General features: G+C 33.8%; 18 protein-coding genes. 9 read left to right on the top strand and 9 right to left on the bottom strand.

Features of this window, described 5'->3' with window-relative positions; translation table 11 throughout:
* Positions 1-29: 29 nt before the first annotated feature.
* The 7 genes from FDY99_RS05200 to FDY99_RS05170 form a co-directional block, all read right to left on the bottom strand.
* A complete protein-coding gene (locus FDY99_RS05200; RefSeq protein ID WP_317129813.1) occupies positions 30-263 on the bottom strand; it encodes a GIY-YIG nuclease family protein in 234 nt (77 codons plus the stop codon).
* Between the two features lie 95 nt (positions 264-358).
* Positions 359-2,908, bottom strand: a complete 2,550-nt coding sequence (locus FDY99_RS05195; protein WP_139419723.1) for a YfhO family protein — start codon at positions 2,906-2,908, stop codon at positions 359-361.
* Positions 2,909-2,971: 63 nt separating this feature from the next.
* A complete protein-coding gene (locus FDY99_RS05190) occupies positions 2,972-3,199 on the bottom strand; it encodes a hypothetical protein (RefSeq protein WP_074229835.1) in 228 nt (75 codons plus the stop codon).
* Between the two features lie 87 nt (positions 3,200-3,286).
* On the bottom strand, positions 3,287-4,333 hold the full coding sequence (locus FDY99_RS05185) for a DUF6263 family protein (RefSeq protein WP_139419721.1): 1,047 nt from the start codon (positions 4,331-4,333) through the stop codon (positions 3,287-3,289).
* A 21-nt stretch (positions 4,334-4,354) separates the two neighbouring features.
* The gene (gene rlmB / locus FDY99_RS05180; protein ID WP_066681467.1) at positions 4,355-5,095 is read right to left on the bottom strand and encodes a 23S rRNA (guanosine(2251)-2'-O)-methyltransferase RlmB; all 741 of its coding nucleotides are present in this window, start codon (positions 5,093-5,095) and stop codon (positions 4,355-4,357) included.
* 50 nt (positions 5,096-5,145) lie between these two features.
* Positions 5,146-5,535, bottom strand: coding sequence for a four helix bundle protein (locus tag FDY99_RS05175; RefSeq protein WP_139419719.1), 390 nt, complete (start codon positions 5,533-5,535; stop codon positions 5,146-5,148).
* 32 nt (positions 5,536-5,567) lie between these two features.
* Positions 5,568-6,038, bottom strand: a complete 471-nt coding sequence (locus FDY99_RS05170) for a DinB family protein (RefSeq protein ID WP_139419717.1) — start codon at positions 6,036-6,038, stop codon at positions 5,568-5,570.
* Positions 6,039-6,289: 251 nt separating this feature from the next.
* Here FDY99_RS05170 and FDY99_RS05165 point away from each other — a divergent pair, with 251 nt between their 5' ends.
* The 9 genes from FDY99_RS05165 to FDY99_RS05125 all read left to right on the top strand — a co-directional run bounded on the left by FDY99_RS05165 (position 6,290) and on the right by FDY99_RS05125 (position 14,613).
* Positions 6,290-7,294 carry an AAA family ATPase gene (locus FDY99_RS05165; protein ID WP_074229832.1) on the top strand — a complete coding sequence of 335 codons (1,005 nt, stop codon included), beginning with the start codon at positions 6,290-6,292 and terminating at the stop codon, positions 7,292-7,294.
* A gap of 85 nt (positions 7,295-7,379) precedes the next feature.
* Positions 7,380-8,243, top strand: a complete 864-nt coding sequence (locus tag FDY99_RS05160) for a DUF58 domain-containing protein (RefSeq protein ID WP_139419715.1) — start codon at positions 7,380-7,382, stop codon at positions 8,241-8,243.
* A gap of 80 nt (positions 8,244-8,323) precedes the next feature.
* A complete protein-coding gene (locus FDY99_RS05155) occupies positions 8,324-9,220 on the top strand; it encodes a BatD family protein (RefSeq protein WP_139419713.1) in 897 nt (298 codons plus the stop codon).
* Positions 9,213-10,205, top strand: a complete 993-nt coding sequence (locus tag FDY99_RS05150) for a VWA domain-containing protein (RefSeq protein ID WP_139419711.1) — start codon at positions 9,213-9,215, stop codon at positions 10,203-10,205. The genes FDY99_RS05155 and FDY99_RS05150 overlap by 8 nt, the downstream gene beginning before the upstream one ends.
* The gene (locus tag FDY99_RS05145; RefSeq protein WP_139419709.1) at positions 10,205-11,212 is read left to right on the top strand and encodes a vWA domain-containing protein; all 1,008 of its coding nucleotides are present in this window, start codon (positions 10,205-10,207) and stop codon (positions 11,210-11,212) included. Before FDY99_RS05150 ends, FDY99_RS05145 begins: the two co-directional genes overlap by 1 nt.
* Before the next feature lie 89 nt (positions 11,213-11,301).
* The gene (locus FDY99_RS05140; RefSeq protein WP_102978328.1) at positions 11,302-12,036 is read left to right on the top strand and encodes a tetratricopeptide repeat protein; all 735 of its coding nucleotides are present in this window, start codon (positions 11,302-11,304) and stop codon (positions 12,034-12,036) included.
* Positions 12,036-13,769 carry a BatD family protein gene (locus tag FDY99_RS05135; RefSeq protein WP_139419707.1) on the top strand — a complete coding sequence of 578 codons (1,734 nt, stop codon included), beginning with the start codon at positions 12,036-12,038 and terminating at the stop codon, positions 13,767-13,769. Before FDY99_RS05140 ends, FDY99_RS05135 begins: the two co-directional genes overlap by 1 nt.
* Before the next feature lie 43 nt (positions 13,770-13,812).
* Entirely contained in the window at positions 13,813-14,415 is a 603-nt protein-coding gene (locus FDY99_RS05130) for a MarC family protein (protein ID WP_074229825.1), read from the top strand.
* Positions 14,416-14,418: 3 nt separating this feature from the next.
* Positions 14,419-14,613 (top strand): hypothetical protein, encoded by a 195-nt coding sequence (locus tag FDY99_RS05125; protein WP_066681436.1) that lies wholly within the window; start codon positions 14,419-14,421, stop codon positions 14,611-14,613.
* Between the two features lie 77 nt (positions 14,614-14,690).
* Here FDY99_RS05125 and FDY99_RS05120 read toward each other — a convergent pair whose 3' ends face one another.
* Together FDY99_RS05120 and FDY99_RS05115 are read right to left on the bottom strand one after the other, a co-directional pair.
* Entirely contained in the window at positions 14,691-15,074 is a 384-nt protein-coding gene (locus tag FDY99_RS05120; protein WP_139419705.1) for an HU family DNA-binding protein, read from the bottom strand.
* A gap of 235 nt (positions 15,075-15,309) precedes the next feature.
* Complete coding sequence (locus FDY99_RS05115) at positions 15,310-15,693, bottom strand: helix-turn-helix domain-containing protein (protein ID WP_139419703.1); 384 nt, start codon at positions 15,691-15,693, stop codon at positions 15,310-15,312.
* Positions 15,694-15,735: the final 42 nt, after the last annotated feature.

The following is a 15,735-nucleotide window of genomic DNA, read 5'->3' as shown; positions in this document are numbered from 1 at the left end:
TTAATTAAGTTCTCTTTTTTAATTCTTGTTCAACCTTTTATCTGCTTTTCTTTTTTGATAGCAGTTTCTACATCAGCAAATTGTTCAAAATAAACTAAATAGAAACATTTATATTTTGTGGTAAAACTTTTGTCAATTGCTTCCGGATTCTGATGCCAATATAATCGGGATTTCAAATTGTTGGTAACTCCTGTGTACAAAACAGTCTTTATTTTATTGGTTAAAATATAGACATAGTAATTATGAGTTCCAAGAGTTTTCATTGATTGTTTTTCTTTTGTCATTCTGATGTTGGGAAAAATCATTACTTAAAATGAGATTCTTCACTCCGCTATGATTCGTTCAGAATGACAGAAACTTACACAGATTTGTCAATTGAGATTTCAACTTGTTTTTTATCTCTTTTTCGGTAAATAAAATAAATTCCGAAAGCACTCAATGCAATGAATAATCCGAAGCAAAGAAGAGAAATCCATTTTCCAGTTTCGATGACTTGTGGCTCAAAAATCATTTTGATATGATGATTTCCAGCAGGAACGTGTACTGCACGCAATAAATAATCAGCTTTAATGTATGGAACTTCTTTTTCATCAACAAAAACTTTCCAGCCATGAGGATAATAAATTTCAGAGAAAACGGCTAATTGCGGTGTTTTAGACTGAGATTTGAACTCTAATTCATTGGCTTCATATTTTGTCAGATTAATCGTTGCTGTAGAATCTGCCTGAACCGGCTTGTTATTAAAATATGATTTATCAGAAACATTGATAACAGCTGTTTTTTTGCTGTCGATTTCCCCGATATATTTAATTTCTTCGTCTGGAGTATTCACAAATTTCAAATCACTTACAAACCATGCATTTCCATTGGCTTTAGGATTCGGAACAACTTGTGGCTCTCCCGGATTTCCAAAGATCATGTACTTGGTGTTGAGTAAATTCAGAATTTTTGGAGTTTTTACGCTGTCGGGTTGTACGATATATTTATTTAATAGATCGTCATATCTTCTCAGTTTCACCGCATGATAACCTCCGATAGAAGCTTTGAAATAAGAAGTATTGGTTTCGCTGGTTGTTCCTAAAACCTGATTGTAAATTCTGTAATGTTTTTTATCATTTTCAGCAATATTTTCCAATGTTTTATTCACAGGAATACTTGCTAAAATCGATTGTAAGTTGACATTATCGCCTACTTTTTCAGCTAAATAATCTGATCCTTCAGTTTGGAAAGGGTTTTCAGCAAAGATTTTATCTACATAATTATCGTCATTTAAATAACGCTTATTAACCGTCCAAAGATCAAATAAACTCACCAATCCAATAATAACCAAAGCGATGTTTTGATTTAATTTTTGTTTTAAAACAAAGAATAGAACGGCTACCGTAATTCCAACATATAATAATGCTTTGATGGCATCTGTTCTGAACATGCTGAAACGTTCATCAACCAAATAATCGAGTAGGAAAGGAGGCAGGTACAGTTTTTCGTTGTCGGTATAAAAGCCTAAAATTGATTTTCCGAAAATAATAAGAAGTAAAGTTAAACCTAAAGTTCCACCTCCAACATACGTAAGGATTTTCTTTTTGTAGTCTTCTTCTAAAGTTTCACTATTGAAAAATCTATATAATCCGATAATCGCAATTAAAGGAAATAACAATTCTACAACAACCAAAATAGAAGATGGCGCTCTGAATTTGCTGTAAAACGGAACATATTCTATAAAGAAGTCTGAAAGCGGCATGAAGTTGCTTCCCCAAGCCAATAATATGGTGAGGATTGTAGCACCTAAGATCCAGTAACGGTATTTTTTTGAGGCAAAAAAGAATCCTAAAAGTGCCAAGAAACAAACAATGGCACCTTGATAAGCAGGTCCGGAAGTTCCCGGTTGGTCTCCCCAATACGTTAAGCTTCCAAATCCTTTAGAAATTCGGTCGTACTCGGCTTGAGAAGTTACATTATCCTGAACAAGCTGCTGTACTTTTTCCATCATCTCTTTTCCTTCAGGTTCTTGGCTTCCGCCTCCCATCAATCTTGGAATAAATAGGTTTAAAGTTTCCAACTGACCGTAGCTCCACATCAAGATACTTTCTTTGTCCATTCCGGTATTTCCGGCAGTATGGGTCTCGGTATTCAGAATTTGTTTTCCTCTTACCGTTTCTTTAATATATTCGGAGTTTGCCATGATTCTTTGAGAATTCATTCCAACTCCGATCGCTAAAGCAGAAGCTATAATTCCTGATGAAATCAAAAAATGTTTCATCGGAACTTTCTTTTTTATCGCTCTTACCAATTCAGAAATAAATAAAAATCCTAAACCTAAGAACAGATAATACGTCATTTGCGGGTGGTTTGCAGCAACCTGTAATCCAAAGAAAAGGGTGGTGATGATAAATCCGAGGACGTATTTTTTTCTGATATAAACCAATAAAATTCCGGCTAAAAGTGGTGCGAAATATTCTATTGTGTTTACTTTTCCGTTGTGTCCGGCTGCAATAATGATGTAAAAATAAGTGGAGAGCCCGAAAAAGGTGGCTCCCAAAAGGGCGTATTTCCAGTTTCGAACAGCAACCATTCCTAAAAGGAAAAACCCTGAGAACAATAAAAACAAATAATTAACCGGTCTTGGCAAAATATTCAGGTAGCTATCAACTTTTTTGATAATGTCTCCTTCAAAACGGCTTCCCATTTGGTAAGTTGGCATTCCGCCAAACATAGAGTCGCTCCAGTAGGTTTCTTTGTCGAAGTTGTTTCGATAATCAATCAACTCTTTTGCGCCACCACGATACTGTACAATATCGTGCTGGAAAAGCTGCTTTCCTGTAAAAACAGGAGTAGAATATAAAAATGCTAAAACTAAAAATGCAATTAAAGAAACTGCAATGTATATTAAGTTTTTGTTTTTTGCCATCTTGGTTATTAAGTAGATTTTATTTTAGATGTTGTAAAGATTCAAAATAATATTTAAATAAAATTATCTTTTCTCTTTCACCTCTTCATAGTCCACAGTTTCTGCGTCCCACTTTACTTTTTTCTCAATATTTGTTTTTGAGTTTTTAGTTTCCTGCTGTTGATTGTTATTAGGTTTGAATCCCATGAAATTATAAAACTTTTTGAAGAAAATTCGCTTCAAAATATTCCAGACAAAAAAAATAACAATGGTTGCGAGAACGATCTCAAAAATTCCTTTGATAAAAGACATATTACTTTTTATTTAATAATTCAAAGTTCAAGGTTTAAAGCTTTAAAATATCAGTTTTAAAACTTTCAGTCACTCAAACCCTAAAACTTATTTAGATGAAGGGTTTACCATTACAGAAGAGTTTGAAACACTTTTCATAGACTGAGACTGTTTTCCGTCTGAAATAGTTTCTACCTGCGTTGTTTTTACACTGATGTTTTGGTTGTTAATCCACCCCGTGTTTTGGTCAAACTTGATCGTTCCGTTTTGAGATAACTCGCTGCTCATGCTGTGCGTCATCGGACCTTGAGATTTTTTCTCTTCTTTTTTAGGAATTCCACCAGTGATTGAAATTTCTACAACTCCGTTTCCTGCACTTTTTAAAGTGTAATTAGATGTTACTTTAATTTTTCCTGCTTCGTCTGCATTTTCAGAAGTACTCCATTTATCACCGATTTTAGCTCCTTTTTTAGGAAGTACCGAAAGGTTTTTTTCAAACTGATCTTTCAAAACCTTTTCGTTAAAGCTTTCTTTAAGACTTGCTACAACACTTGCTCTTTGATTAGCGTCTTTAACGATATTCTTCAACGCATCAGAAATTTTTGTGTACACAGCTTCAAATCCGGTGATAGAAATTACATTTCCTTTTGTATCCATCTTCATGTTCAGCTTGTTTCCGGTAAGTGCTTTGTTTACATTCCAAATCATTTTCAGGTTATCTTCCTTAGGAATCGGCAATTTTGTATCAACAACAACGGTTTTACCTTGTGCTGACTGAGAATTTCTTTTTCCAATCAGATTAATGGTCATGTCATAAACATTTCCTTTGATATCGTTTACAGTGAAGTTCATTTCGTCAGTAGATTCGCTGGTTCCCGTCATGGTTTTACCTTGCGGATCAGTCATCGTTTTGGTATCTCTCTGATAGGTTGTTAAAGGGTAGGTTTTTCCTTTTTCAAGCTTAAAAGTTTGCTTAAAAACTCCCAAAGAATCTTTGATTGCCGCATCTGCCTTTACTTCTTTTATAGAATCTGCGGGAACTTCTACGGTGATTGTTTTTCCTGTTTTAGGATCTACTTTCGTGATGGTTGCTGTTTCTTTTTTACATGAAACAAGTGCTATTGAGATAAGCGCTAATGCTGCTATATTTTTCATTAAATAATTTTAAAAGGTGAATTAAATTTTTGTGATTTTCTGTCTCATTGCTTCATATAAAATAGCTCCACAAGCTACAGAAACGTTCAGAGACTGTGTTTTTCCTTCTATCGGAAGCTTTATTTTTTCATCTGAATGATGTAGTACTTCTTTAGAAATTCCGGTCTCTTCATTCCCCATTACAATGGCGCAAGGCGCAGTAAAATCAACGTCGTATATCAATTTTTGTGCCTTTTCAGTTGCCGAAAATACGGCGATTCCGCTTTGCTGTAAGAAATCTACAACGTGAGCTAAGTTCGGTTCTTTACAAATTTTGATATTGTACATCGCTCCGGCTGAAGTTTTTATCGCATCAGAATTTACAGGCGCACCTCCTTTTTCAGGAATTACAATAGCATCAATTCCTACACATTCTGCAGTCCTACAAATCGCACCAAAGTTTCTTACATCGGTTAATCTGTCTAAAATTAAAATGAATGGCGTTTTACCTTCTTCAAATAATTCAGGAACAATATTTTCAATTCTGTGAAACGGAACATCAGAAATAAAAGCCACTACACCTTGGTGGTTTTTTCTTGTAAAACGGTTAAGTTTTTCTACAGGAACGTAATTGGGACGTATTTTATTTTTTGCTAAAATAGCTTTCAGTTCAGCATAGATCTCTCCCTGCAATGCATTTTGTACAAAAATTTTGTCAATAGTTTTTCCAGCTTCAATAGCTTCCAATACGGGACGAAGCCCAAAAATAAAATCGTCTTTCATATGTATAGTTCAACGTTTAAGGTTTAAAGTTCAATGTTAAAATAGATTTGTTATTTAAACTTTGTCCCTTTCAAGTCTGTATTCTTTAAATAATTAATAAATGAGCCTATTTTTCTGCTCAGTATTTCTGTCTGTTCTTTTAAATTTTCAAATTTTTCAGGAGTTATAAAATTCCTGTCAAATACTCTGTATAATTGCGATCTGGTTTCTCCACAGGATGCTTTAGCAATTGAAAGGAAGTTGATAAATTCTTTATTTCCATTTCTTTCAAATCCTTCAGCAATATTATCCATGATTGAACCTGATGAGCCGTCAATCTGATTGCTTAGTCTAAAGTTATTTTTAAGATTCGTAGTTTCAATAATTTCAAAAATCTCAGCGCATAAAATTCTGGATAATTTCCATATCTCCAAATCTTCAAATCTGCTGATTGTCGCCATAACCTTAAACTTTGAACTTCAAACCTTGAACCTTAGTACTTTTCTCCTAAAATTGCTCTTTTCTGCGCCATTGCATAGCCGTAGTGCAGACTTTCGTGCATGTTGTTAAAAATAATTGCATCTTGAATACTCTTCAGATCCATCCCAAAACTTGTAGTGTATGGTGTGTAATCTGAAAAGAAATCACTGTCGAAATCTTTCATCAAAGTTTTTGAAGTTTCAGTGAGTAAAAATTCTAAATCTTCTACTTCAGATTTTTGAACATTCAGATTCGGTAAAGTTCCTTTTTTGTACGTTTCAATCCAGTATTTATCAATTCTGAAAGGATTTCCACTCAGGTAATAATGCAGCAATTGCTGTGTGGCAACGGTATGCGCAATATTCCAATAGATATTGTTATTAAAACCATCAGGGATTAATAAAAGATCTTCGTGAGAAGTATCCTGCAGAATATCTAAAAGGTTTTTTCTAACCTGTCGGTGAGCTTGAAAATGATAATTCATTTTACAATATTTTAATCGTCAAAAATAGTTTAATAAACTGAAAATGACAATTCTTGACCGAAGCAATGAACAAAAATTTATAGATTTTTATGAAATAAGTGATTTTGTTGAGATAAATTTATTAAAAGACCGATTATTAACCTTACATTTAAGGAAGAACATTTAACAAACTTTAACTCAAATATGGCATTAATTGTGTTGATTAGTGCAAGTATTTATCAGAAATTTACCCATTATTTTAATCCAAACTAATGTCAGATTCATATCAAGCAGAAGACATCCGTCAATTGACCGAAAAGGTTAAAGAACAAAATTATTTTTTTAATCTTCTGAGGCAGGAAATCAATAAAGCGATTATTGGTCAACATTACATGATTGATCGACTTTTGATAGGTCTTTTAGGAAATGGTCACGTTTTGCTGGAAGGTGTTCCAGGTTTGGCAAAAACTTTAGCTATAAAGACTTTGGCAGAAGCCGTTCACGGTGAGTTTTCAAGAATTCAGTTTACACCCGATCTGCTTCCTGCAGATGTGGTGGGAACGATGATTTACAACATCAAGGAGAATGACTTTTCGATAAAAAAAGGTCCCGTTTTTGCGAATTTTGTTTTGGCAGATGAGATTAACCGAGCTCCGGCAAAAGTGCAGTCGGCTCTTTTGGAAGTAATGCAGGAAAAACAGGTAACCATTGGTGACGAAACCATGCCGTTACCGAAACCTTTCTTGGTCTTAGCCACTCAAAACCCGATTGATCAGGAAGGAACTTATCTTTTGCCTGAAGCGCAAAGCGATCGTTTTATGCTGAAATGTAAAATCGATTATCCTGAATTTGAAGATGAAAGAAAGGTGATGAGAATGGTTTCTACTTCGCATCAACCTGAAATTAAACAGGTGATTTCATTACAAAATATTGTTGAAGCAAAAGCAATTGTCAATCAAATTTATTTAGACGAAAAGATTGAAAAATATATCCTGGATATGGTTTTTGCAACCCGTTATCCTGAAAAATATGGACTTTCTGAACTGAAAAATTACATCAGTTTCGGAGCGTCTCCAAGAGCGTCAATCAACTTAGCAATTGCTTCAAGAGCGTATGCGTTTTTGAAAGGAAGAGCTTTTGTAATTCCTGAAGATGTAAAAGCTTTAGCACAAGATGTTTTAAGACACAGAATCGGGCTTACTTTTGAAGCAGAAGCCGAAGAAATTACTTCCGAAGAAATTGTAAACAGGATTTTAGCGAAAATTCAAGCACCTTAATTAATGTAGCAATTTAACAATGTAACAGTTTATCAATTTTGAGATTGTTACATTGATAAACTGATACATTGTTACATTTGAAACCATGCAAATAAAAGATATTGTAAAAAAAGTCAAGCAAATAGAGATCCGTACCAGAAGGAAAACGGAAGCGACTTTGATGGGGCAATATCACAGTGCTTTTAAAGGGCAGGGAATGACGTTTTCTGAAGTTCGCCCTTATCAATTCGGAGATGAGATCCGTAGAATCGATTGGAATAAAACAGCCCGTTTCCGTGAACCTTTCGTTAAAGTAATGGAAGAGGAAAGAGAACTGACCATGATGATCTTGGTTGATATTTCCGCATCAATGGATTACGGTACAAAAACTCAGCTGAAAAGAGAATATGTTGCAGAAATTGCTGCAAGTTTAGGATTTTCTGCAGCGGGAAATAATGATAAAGTGGGATTAATTTTATTTGCAGACAAAGTATACAAAGTAATTCCGCCACAGAAAGGAAGGAAGCATGTTTTATCAATGATCAGTCATATTTTAACGGCTGAATATGTTCCTGCAGAATCAAAAATCGATAAAGCTTTAGAATATATGATGGGGATTTTTAAAAGAAAGTCTCTTGTGTTTTTGCTTTCAGATTTTGAGGATGATTACGATTCTAAAATTCTGAGAGTGGCTTCTAGAAAGCATCAGCTTTTGGGAATGAGAATTTACGATGAAAAAGATAATGAAATTCCGGATGTAGGTTATACTTTGCTGTACGATGCTGAAACAGGAAATCAGGTTTGGGCAAATACTTCGAGTGCAAGATGGCGATATACATTTGCTGAGGCACAAAAACAGAAACAGAGAAATCTTGAAGAAGATTTTGCCAATTCTTCAGCCCAATTTCTGAACATCAATACCGGAGAAGATTATTCAAAAATGTTATATAATTATTTCCAGAAAAAATAAAATATTCAATAGGAGCGGACTTTAGTCCGCTTTACATGATAAAATAGAAAATAGGCTTTAGCCAAAATTTAGTATTTAAATTGAAAAAAATATTCTTATTACTCTCATTTTTTATCTGTGTAAATTCTTTTGCACAGCTGCTTTCTTCTAAACTGGAGAAAACGACACTTGCTTTGGGAGAAGTTAATCACTTGGTTATAAAAATAGATAATCTTAAAAGTCGTGCAGTAATTACAGCGCCAAAAGATGAATTATTGCCTTTTCATTTTGAAGAAATTTCAGACAGCATCAATATCAACGCCAATACGTATGAAAGAAAAATAGAATTTGCTGTTTATGAAGTAGGAGTTTTTAAAATTCCGGAGCTTGAATTTAAAGTGGGAGACAAGCTTTTAAAAACAATTCCTTATGAAATTGAGATCATCAATACTGCAATGAAAGAAGACCAGATTAATGACATTATGAGCAATAAGGAAGTTGATTTGGAAGTAACCGATTACTGGCAACTTTATAAATGGTATGTTTTGGCGGCAATCGCTTTTATATGTTTAATTTTTGCGATTATCATGTTTGTAAAATACGGAAGACGAAGTAAAGATTCGCCTGTTGTTGCAACAAACCAGACTTTAAAAGAATTAGATTCATTAAAAAAGAAAAAATACATTGAAGACGGAGATTACCGTTCTTTTTATGTTGAACTGATTGATATTTCCAGAAAATTTATCACGAAACAATACCGAATTCCTGCAGATATTTTATTGACGGATGATTTAATTGTTTTAATGAAAGAAAATAATACGATTTCTCAGGAGAACGAAAAAATTGTAGAAGATGTTTTCTTAAGAGGAGATTTGGTGAAATTTGCCAAAACATTCCCTGACGAAAAGCTGATGGAAAAAGATTTTGCTGAAATAAGAGACTTTGTACAGCGCTCTTCCAAGGATTTAGAATTTGAAAACCTGAGAAAAGATGTTTGATTTTGAATTTTACAGTCCGTGGTTTTTTCTTTTGTTTTTGCTGTTTATTCCGCTTTTATTTAGAGATTTAAGTCAGAAAAAAAGAAAAGGAATTAAGGTTCCCACTACCAAAAATATGAACAGCAGTAATGGTATTTTGCCGGTGCTTTTCTTATTGAAAATTTCAAAATATATCATTCTTTCTGCTTTGATTATTGCCATGGCAAGACCGAGAACTTTTTCGGTTTCTCAGGACAGAGATGAAACAAAAGGAATTGATATTATGTTGGCTGTAGATGTTTCGTTGAGTATGTTGTCGAAAGACTTTGACCCGGATCGCTATGAAGTATTGAAAAAAATTGCGGTTGATTTTATCGATAAACGACCTAATGACCGATTTGGCGTGGTGAAATATAAGATGGAAGCTTTTCTGAAAGTACCATTAACGTTTGATCATGATGCTGTAAAAGATGAAATAATAAACATGAATCAGCGTGAAATGGCAGACGGAACTTCGGTAGGAGACGGATTAGCCGTTGCTGTGAATCATTTAATGAAAAGTAAAGCAAAAAGCAAAATAATTATTTTGATGACCGACGGAGTAAACAGTCCCGTAAGAAATCTTTTCCCTCCAGAAATTGCTGCTATTCTTGCGAAAGATAATCATATTAAGGTGTATTCTATTGGGATAGGAACTAATGGTTATGCTTTGACGCCTTATACCTATGATGAGTTTGGATATTTCTATAATGAACAAGAAGTTTCTATTGATGAAAATATGCTGCAAGAGATTGCTGCAACTACAGACGGTAAATATTACAGAGCAGATTCTGAAAACAGATTGCAGGAGATTTACGCTGAGATCAATAAATTAGAAAAAACGGATATCAATATTTCTAAGCTGTATAATTATGATGAGCATTTTAAGCTTTTTCTTTGGATAGCTTTAGGAATGCTGGTTTTTGATGCTTTTTTACGTTGGGTACTTTATAAATTTTTAAGCTGATGGATTGGTATTTAGGAAATAACTGGTATCTTTTGTTATTGCTGCTTCTGCCGCTTTTATCATTTTTTCTGATAAGTTATCTGCGTTGGAAAAAAAGAAAAAGAGAATTGTTTGCAGAATCAAAATTTCATGAAAGTTTGTTTGAAAAGAATTCAGGATTTATAAAAATATTTCCTGCACTTTATTTTTTGGCAACACTTTTTTTGATATTCTCAATTATTGACCTTTTAAGTGGAGCAGAAAAAATAGAGACCAAGCAAAAGATGAATAACGTAATGTTTGTATTGGATGTTTCTAACTCTATGAATGCAGAAGATATTAATCCAGATCGGCTTACCCAGGCTAAAAATTTGATCATCAATACAATGCATGAACTGAAAAATGATAAAATAGGGATCGTAATTTTTGCAGGTGAAGCAGTTTCTATCATGCCATTAACAACAGATTACAGCTCAGTTGAAAATTATATTACAGATTTGACTACAGATAATATCACCATTCAAGGGACGGATTTTCTTTCAGCAATGGAAACTACAGCGACTAAATTTAAAAATATAAATAAAGGTTCAAGAAAAGTAGTTTTGATAAGTGATGGTGAAGATAATGAAGGGAATGACAATGCTGCAATAAGACTGGCAAACAAAGAAGGAATCGCTATTACTTCTGTAGGAGTGGGAACTGATGAAGGAGCACCTGTTCCGGTTTATAGTAATGGTCAGCTTATCGGGTATAAATTTGATCAGAATGGAGAAACTGTTATTTCTAAAAGACAAACCGGAGCCCTTAAAAAAATGGCAGAATCTACAGGCGGAGCTTACATCGACGGAAACAATATGAATGATGCCCCTAAAAGAATTGCTGACGATATCAACAGAACGGTTTCAGATACTGTTACCACAGTCAATTCTCAAAATGCAAATCATTATTATCAGTACTTTCTAGGCGTTTCGATATTCTTCTTTTTAATGATTTTCTTATTTATTCCTAAAAGAGATTTTAATATTTAAAAGAAATCTGTTTTTAATTAAATACTTTAACCCAATTTTAACAAATAAGACGCTGTTTCTTAACATATAAAGGGATAATTTTGCAAGGGATGAATACTAAAATTGTATTTTTAGCGTTAATATTTGCTTTTTCGTTCTCAGGTGCAGTATTTGGGCAGGAAAGTTATAAGACTTTGGTCTTTGAAGGCAATCAAAAATTTAATGCTAATGATTATGATGGCGCTTCTTCAAAGTATATGGAAGCTATAAAATCAAATTCAGGTGATTTTACGGCACATTACAATTTAGGAAACGCTTTGTATAAAAGAAAACTGTATCAGGATGCGAAAGAGGAGTATGCAAAAGCTGAAAAACTTTCTCAGACTTTACCGGATAAAGCGGCAACGCTTCATAATTTGGGAAATACAATGATGCAGATGAATCAGCCGGATAAAGCCGCTGATTATTACAAGCAATCTCTGAAACAGGATCCTTATAACGAGGCGACGAGAAAAAACTACGAGATTGCTAAGCTGAAGCAGAAGGAAAAAGAAAGGAACAACAGCAAGAAAGACCAAGGCTCCGGTAAAAACGGAGGCGGACAAGATAAAAACAAAGGAGAGAAAGGAGATTCTAAAAATCAAAAACAGGAGCAGGGCAACGGTCCTCAACAAAATAAAGGTGAGGATAATAAACCCAAAGGGAAAGGCGGCGAAGGCAAACTTCCCAAAGAGCTTGAAAAAGCGATCCTGGACAGTATTAATGGCAGAGAAAGAAAAACTGCCAAAAGAATTTTAGACGAAAAATCTTATTCAAAGCCGCAAAGCAACGAGAAAGATTGGTGATGAAACAAAAATTTATTTACGCAATATTTACCCTTATATCTGTAATTTCTTACGGACAGGTACAACTGTCGATGAAATCTGATAAAACAGATTACAACGGTAGAGAAATCGTAAATCTTACCATTGTTTTAGAACTGAATGGAAACAATCTGGAGCAGAAAAGTAAAATCATGCTTCCGGATTTGTCGAAATTTAATATGATAGGTAGCGGATCATTCAATCAGATTGTTAATGATGCCGAAACCAATACGGCAATCGATCAGTACATTACCAGAATCGCTCTTGAACCTAAACAAAAAGGAAAAGTAAGAATTGGTTCAGTTCTGGTAAATGTTAACAACAAAATTTATAAAACCGAACCTTTTGATATTTTCATAAAAGATATTGAGAAAAAACCAATAGCCAATATTGCTAACGACGTTTATCTGAATATGGAAATTGAAGATCGTGAAGTTTATCAGGATCAGCCTACCATTGCTATCCTACGTGTTTACTCAAGAAATATCGACAATCTTCGAAAAGTAAAGAATGTACGACTTCCACAGCAGGAAAATATCAATGTGCATGCAGTCAGTTTAAAAAGATCAGAGATTGATCCTTCCGGTTACGCCAATATGGCATCGCAGGTTTTGGCTGTTTTTATGGTATTTCCCAACGAATCGGGGTATGTAGAAGTTCCATCGGTTTCTGCTTCGGTAAATACTTTTTCCACTAAAAATAAAATAGCTTCCAATAAAGTAAGGCTTAATGTAAAAAAACTTCCTGAAGGTTCACCGGAATCTTTTAAAGATGCAGTAGGTAAATTTAAAGTGGATATTTACTGTTCACCAAAAGAAAAAATTGAAGCCAAAAAACCTGTAAATGTTACCGTAAAAGTTTCAGGAGAAGGGAATCTTGCGGATATGAGTCTTCCGAAAATTGAAGAATCTCCCGATTATGAAATCTTTGCACCAAAGATTACTTCTCATGTAAATCCTGGTCTTACAGGTATGAAAGGGGAAATTTTAGCTAAATATATTTTAATTCCTAAGAAAGCGGGTGAACTGGTTGTGAAAACTGAAGCTTTTGCTTTTTTCAATCCTGCGGAAAAAGAATATGTAAATCTTGGACAGGAAAAATTGGGCTTAACTGCTTTTTCACATGATCAGGTTTTAGAAGCAAGATCAACAGTGGAAAAAGTAAATGACTATACCAATACGTTGCTTGAAACAGTTGATAGTCCGGTTTTGAAAACCACTTCATTTAAAGTAAAAGAAAAAAGTAAATTCAACTGGAATGTGCTTTTTGTGAATATCGCTATATTAATTGGCTTGTTTATCGCTTATATGGTGTTTAAATATTGGCAAAAAAAACAAAATATAATTAAGGAAAAGCCAAGTCCAAAACCTTTAGGATCTGTTGCTGAAACAGAAAAAGAGATAAGAGAAAGTTTAAAAACTGATATCAATGATTATTTTGCTTACCTTGAAAATCTGAAAGTTTCCGGAGATTATCCTAAATTTTTTGAAACCTTTGAAGAAATGGATGCTGATGTAAGAAGCCAGTATTTCCAAAGCTCTAAGGAAGATTTTAAAGTATTTCTTGAAAGACAAAACGGCAGATCTGTTGCTGAAAACTATCAAGAATTATTGCAAAAAGTTCAGATTGAGAAGTATTCTCCAATCACTTCAGAAGATTTTTTAAACGAACTGTTAAAAGATATTGTTAAATTATATTCTCTTATTAGTAAATAATCATTTTTTATTTATATTTTTGCGAAATTAATAATCGTAAGAAATGGAGGTTTTCAACAGTTTCTCTTTTAAAGAAGTAATTACCAGTTTCATGGTACTTTTTGCGGTCATCGACATCATCGGTTCAGTTCCGATTGTGGTAAGCCTGCAACAGAAATTCGGACAGATTGAAGCAGGAAGAGCATCAATTACTGCCGGATTGATTATGATTGTCTTTCTTTTTGTAGGAAATAAGATCTTAAAATTTATTGGCGTAGACGTTAATTCATTTGCCATTGCAGGTGCTTTTGTAATTTTTATCATTGCGCTTGAAATGATTTTGGGAATTGAAATCAACAAAACAACCGAAGCAAAATCTGCCTCGATTGTTCCGATTGCATTTCCTTTGGTTGCAGGAGCGGGAACTTTAACGACTACTTTATCTTTAAGAGCAGAGTTTCATGATATTAACATTATTTGTGGGATCATTCTCAATACAATTTTCGTATATTTGGTGCTGAAATCTGCGAAGTGGATTGAGAAAAAAATGGGAGAGGCGTCTTTGGCAATTCTTCAGAAAGTTTTCGGTATTATTCTACTGGCAATTTCAATTAAATTATTTACCGCAAATTTTGCTCAGCTGGTGCAGAATTATATAAATTTTTAGATCATGCAGAAGTTTTATAAAGTATTTTTAATCGTATTTGTCGTAATCATCGCTATCAATACGTATGCAATCGACTGGAATTCAGATATCACATCTGAAGATAATGTTAAATTTTTAATTTCAATCGCTTGCGGATTGTTGGGTGTTGGTTTACTTTTCATCCTGAATACTTGGAGTAAAATAGGCGCAAAGAAGTAAATTCTTTGTACATAAAATATAAAACCTCTTTCGTTGTGAAAGAGGTTTTTTTGATTTTTAAATTCTTAATTCTGGTTTTACCCTTTCTTTTGAAAGGTAGCAAGCTTCAGTGCATCTTTAATCATTTTTCCCGGTCGGAATAATGTCCTTACGCTTTTGATGCTTGATGCATTTACTTCATCTGCAGTCTCTTTTCCTTCACTGGAGCCACCTGCCTGTAAGGTAAAATATTCACCTACATAAACAATTTTTCCATCGGCTACATCATCTGCAATTTTAGAAAATGTGCTTTCTAGTACGGCAAGAATATCTGCTTTTGATACGGTAGAAACCGTGGAAGCGTACTTGGCAAGATCTGCAAGAGTGGTTTGCCCGTTACCTACAAAATCGGCGTAGTATTTTTCGGGATCGTTAGGCTTTAGTGGATTTTTTCTGGAGATAACATTAAATGTAATTGGCATTTTTTTTCATTTTAAGTTAAACATATTGTATTTTATATCACGAATGTATAAAAAAAATCAATAGTAAAAAACACCTTAAAAAAAAGAAAATACAGTCTTTGCTTTTTATCTAAAAAAAATCATACAGGTAAACCTGAGAATTCACCCGCATGATTTTAGCAATTCATCCGCATGAATCTTACAAATCACCCGCATGAATTTTAAGTATTTTTTAAAAGAACTACAACCCGAAGTTTTATTTCTTTAAAAGCTGCTCTATCAGTCTGTTCTGCATCTCCATCAGCTGAGATATCTGCTCCTGATTCTGAACCAGACTTTTTACCAAATCATCTGTAACTGTATTGTTGATTGTTATGGTACTATATGGATTTCCGAACGCAGAACTGTGATTATTATCCACAATATTCTGAAATATCTGATCATCCATAAAGTATTGAGGTTCTACTTTGAAGAACTCTGCCACTTTCTGCATAAATAAGAAATCTAGTTTTTCGATGGTTCCGTTTTCTATTTTGCTGAGGTAGCTTTGCGAAACATCCAGCTGAAATGCCAGATTTTCCTGAGAAATATTCTTCTGCTCTCTGAGTTCTTTTATTTTGTAGCCTATATTCTTATTCATACTGTTTTTTTACAGAGGTAAAGATAAACTTTTTACGAGAAA

It is taken from the genome of Chryseobacterium mulctrae (assembly GCF_006175945.1).
Lineage (GTDB): Bacteria > Bacteroidota > Bacteroidia > Flavobacteriales > Weeksellaceae > Chryseobacterium > Chryseobacterium mulctrae.
The sequence above is the reverse complement of the archived record's forward strand: the minus strand, read 5'-3'. Positions and strand labels throughout refer to the sequence as shown.

Excerpts from the sequence above, each read along its gene's own strand:
- FDY99_RS05195 (WP_139419723.1), bottom strand. The coding sequence starts at position 2,908 with ATGGCAAAAAACAAAAACTTAATATACATTGCAGTTTCTTTAATTGCA.
- FDY99_RS05200 (WP_317129813.1), bottom strand. The coding sequence starts at position 263 with ATGAAAACTCTTGGAACTCATAATTACTATGTCTATATTTTAACCAAT.
- FDY99_RS05150 (WP_139419711.1), top strand. The coding sequence starts at position 9,213 with ATGTTTGATTTTGAATTTTACAGTCCGTGGTTTTTTCTTTTGTTTTTG.
- FDY99_RS05175 (WP_139419719.1), bottom strand. The coding sequence starts at position 5,535 with ATGGCGACAATCAGCAGATTTGAAGATTTGGAGATATGGAAATTATCC.
- FDY99_RS05185 (WP_139419721.1), bottom strand. The coding sequence starts at position 4,333 with ATGAAAAATATAGCAGCATTAGCGCTTATCTCAATAGCACTTGTTTCA.
- FDY99_RS05115 (WP_139419703.1), bottom strand. The coding sequence starts at position 15,693 with ATGAATAAGAATATAGGCTACAAAATAAAAGAACTCAGAGAGCAGAAG.
- FDY99_RS05190 (WP_074229835.1), bottom strand. The coding sequence starts at position 3,199 with ATGTCTTTTATCAAAGGAATTTTTGAGATCGTTCTCGCAACCATTGTT.
- FDY99_RS05140 (WP_102978328.1), top strand. The coding sequence starts at position 11,302 with ATGAATACTAAAATTGTATTTTTAGCGTTAATATTTGCTTTTTCGTTC.
- FDY99_RS05160 (WP_139419715.1), top strand. The coding sequence starts at position 7,380 with ATGCAAATAAAAGATATTGTAAAAAAAGTCAAGCAAATAGAGATCCGT.
- rlmB (WP_066681467.1), bottom strand. The coding sequence starts at position 5,095 with ATGAAAGACGATTTTATTTTTGGGCTTCGTCCCGTATTGGAAGCTATT.
- FDY99_RS05135 (WP_139419707.1), top strand. The coding sequence starts at position 12,036 with ATGAAACAAAAATTTATTTACGCAATATTTACCCTTATATCTGTAATT.
- FDY99_RS05170 (WP_139419717.1), bottom strand. The coding sequence starts at position 6,038 with ATGAATTATCATTTTCAAGCTCACCGACAGGTTAGAAAAAACCTTTTA.
- FDY99_RS05165 (WP_074229832.1), top strand. The coding sequence starts at position 6,290 with ATGTCAGATTCATATCAAGCAGAAGACATCCGTCAATTGACCGAAAAG.
- FDY99_RS05130 (WP_074229825.1), top strand. The coding sequence starts at position 13,813 with ATGGAGGTTTTCAACAGTTTCTCTTTTAAAGAAGTAATTACCAGTTTC.
- FDY99_RS05125 (WP_066681436.1), top strand. The coding sequence starts at position 14,419 with ATGCAGAAGTTTTATAAAGTATTTTTAATCGTATTTGTCGTAATCATC.
- FDY99_RS05145 (WP_139419709.1), top strand. The coding sequence starts at position 10,205 with ATGGATTGGTATTTAGGAAATAACTGGTATCTTTTGTTATTGCTGCTT.
- FDY99_RS05120 (WP_139419705.1), bottom strand. The coding sequence starts at position 15,074 with ATGCCAATTACATTTAATGTTATCTCCAGAAAAAATCCACTAAAGCCT.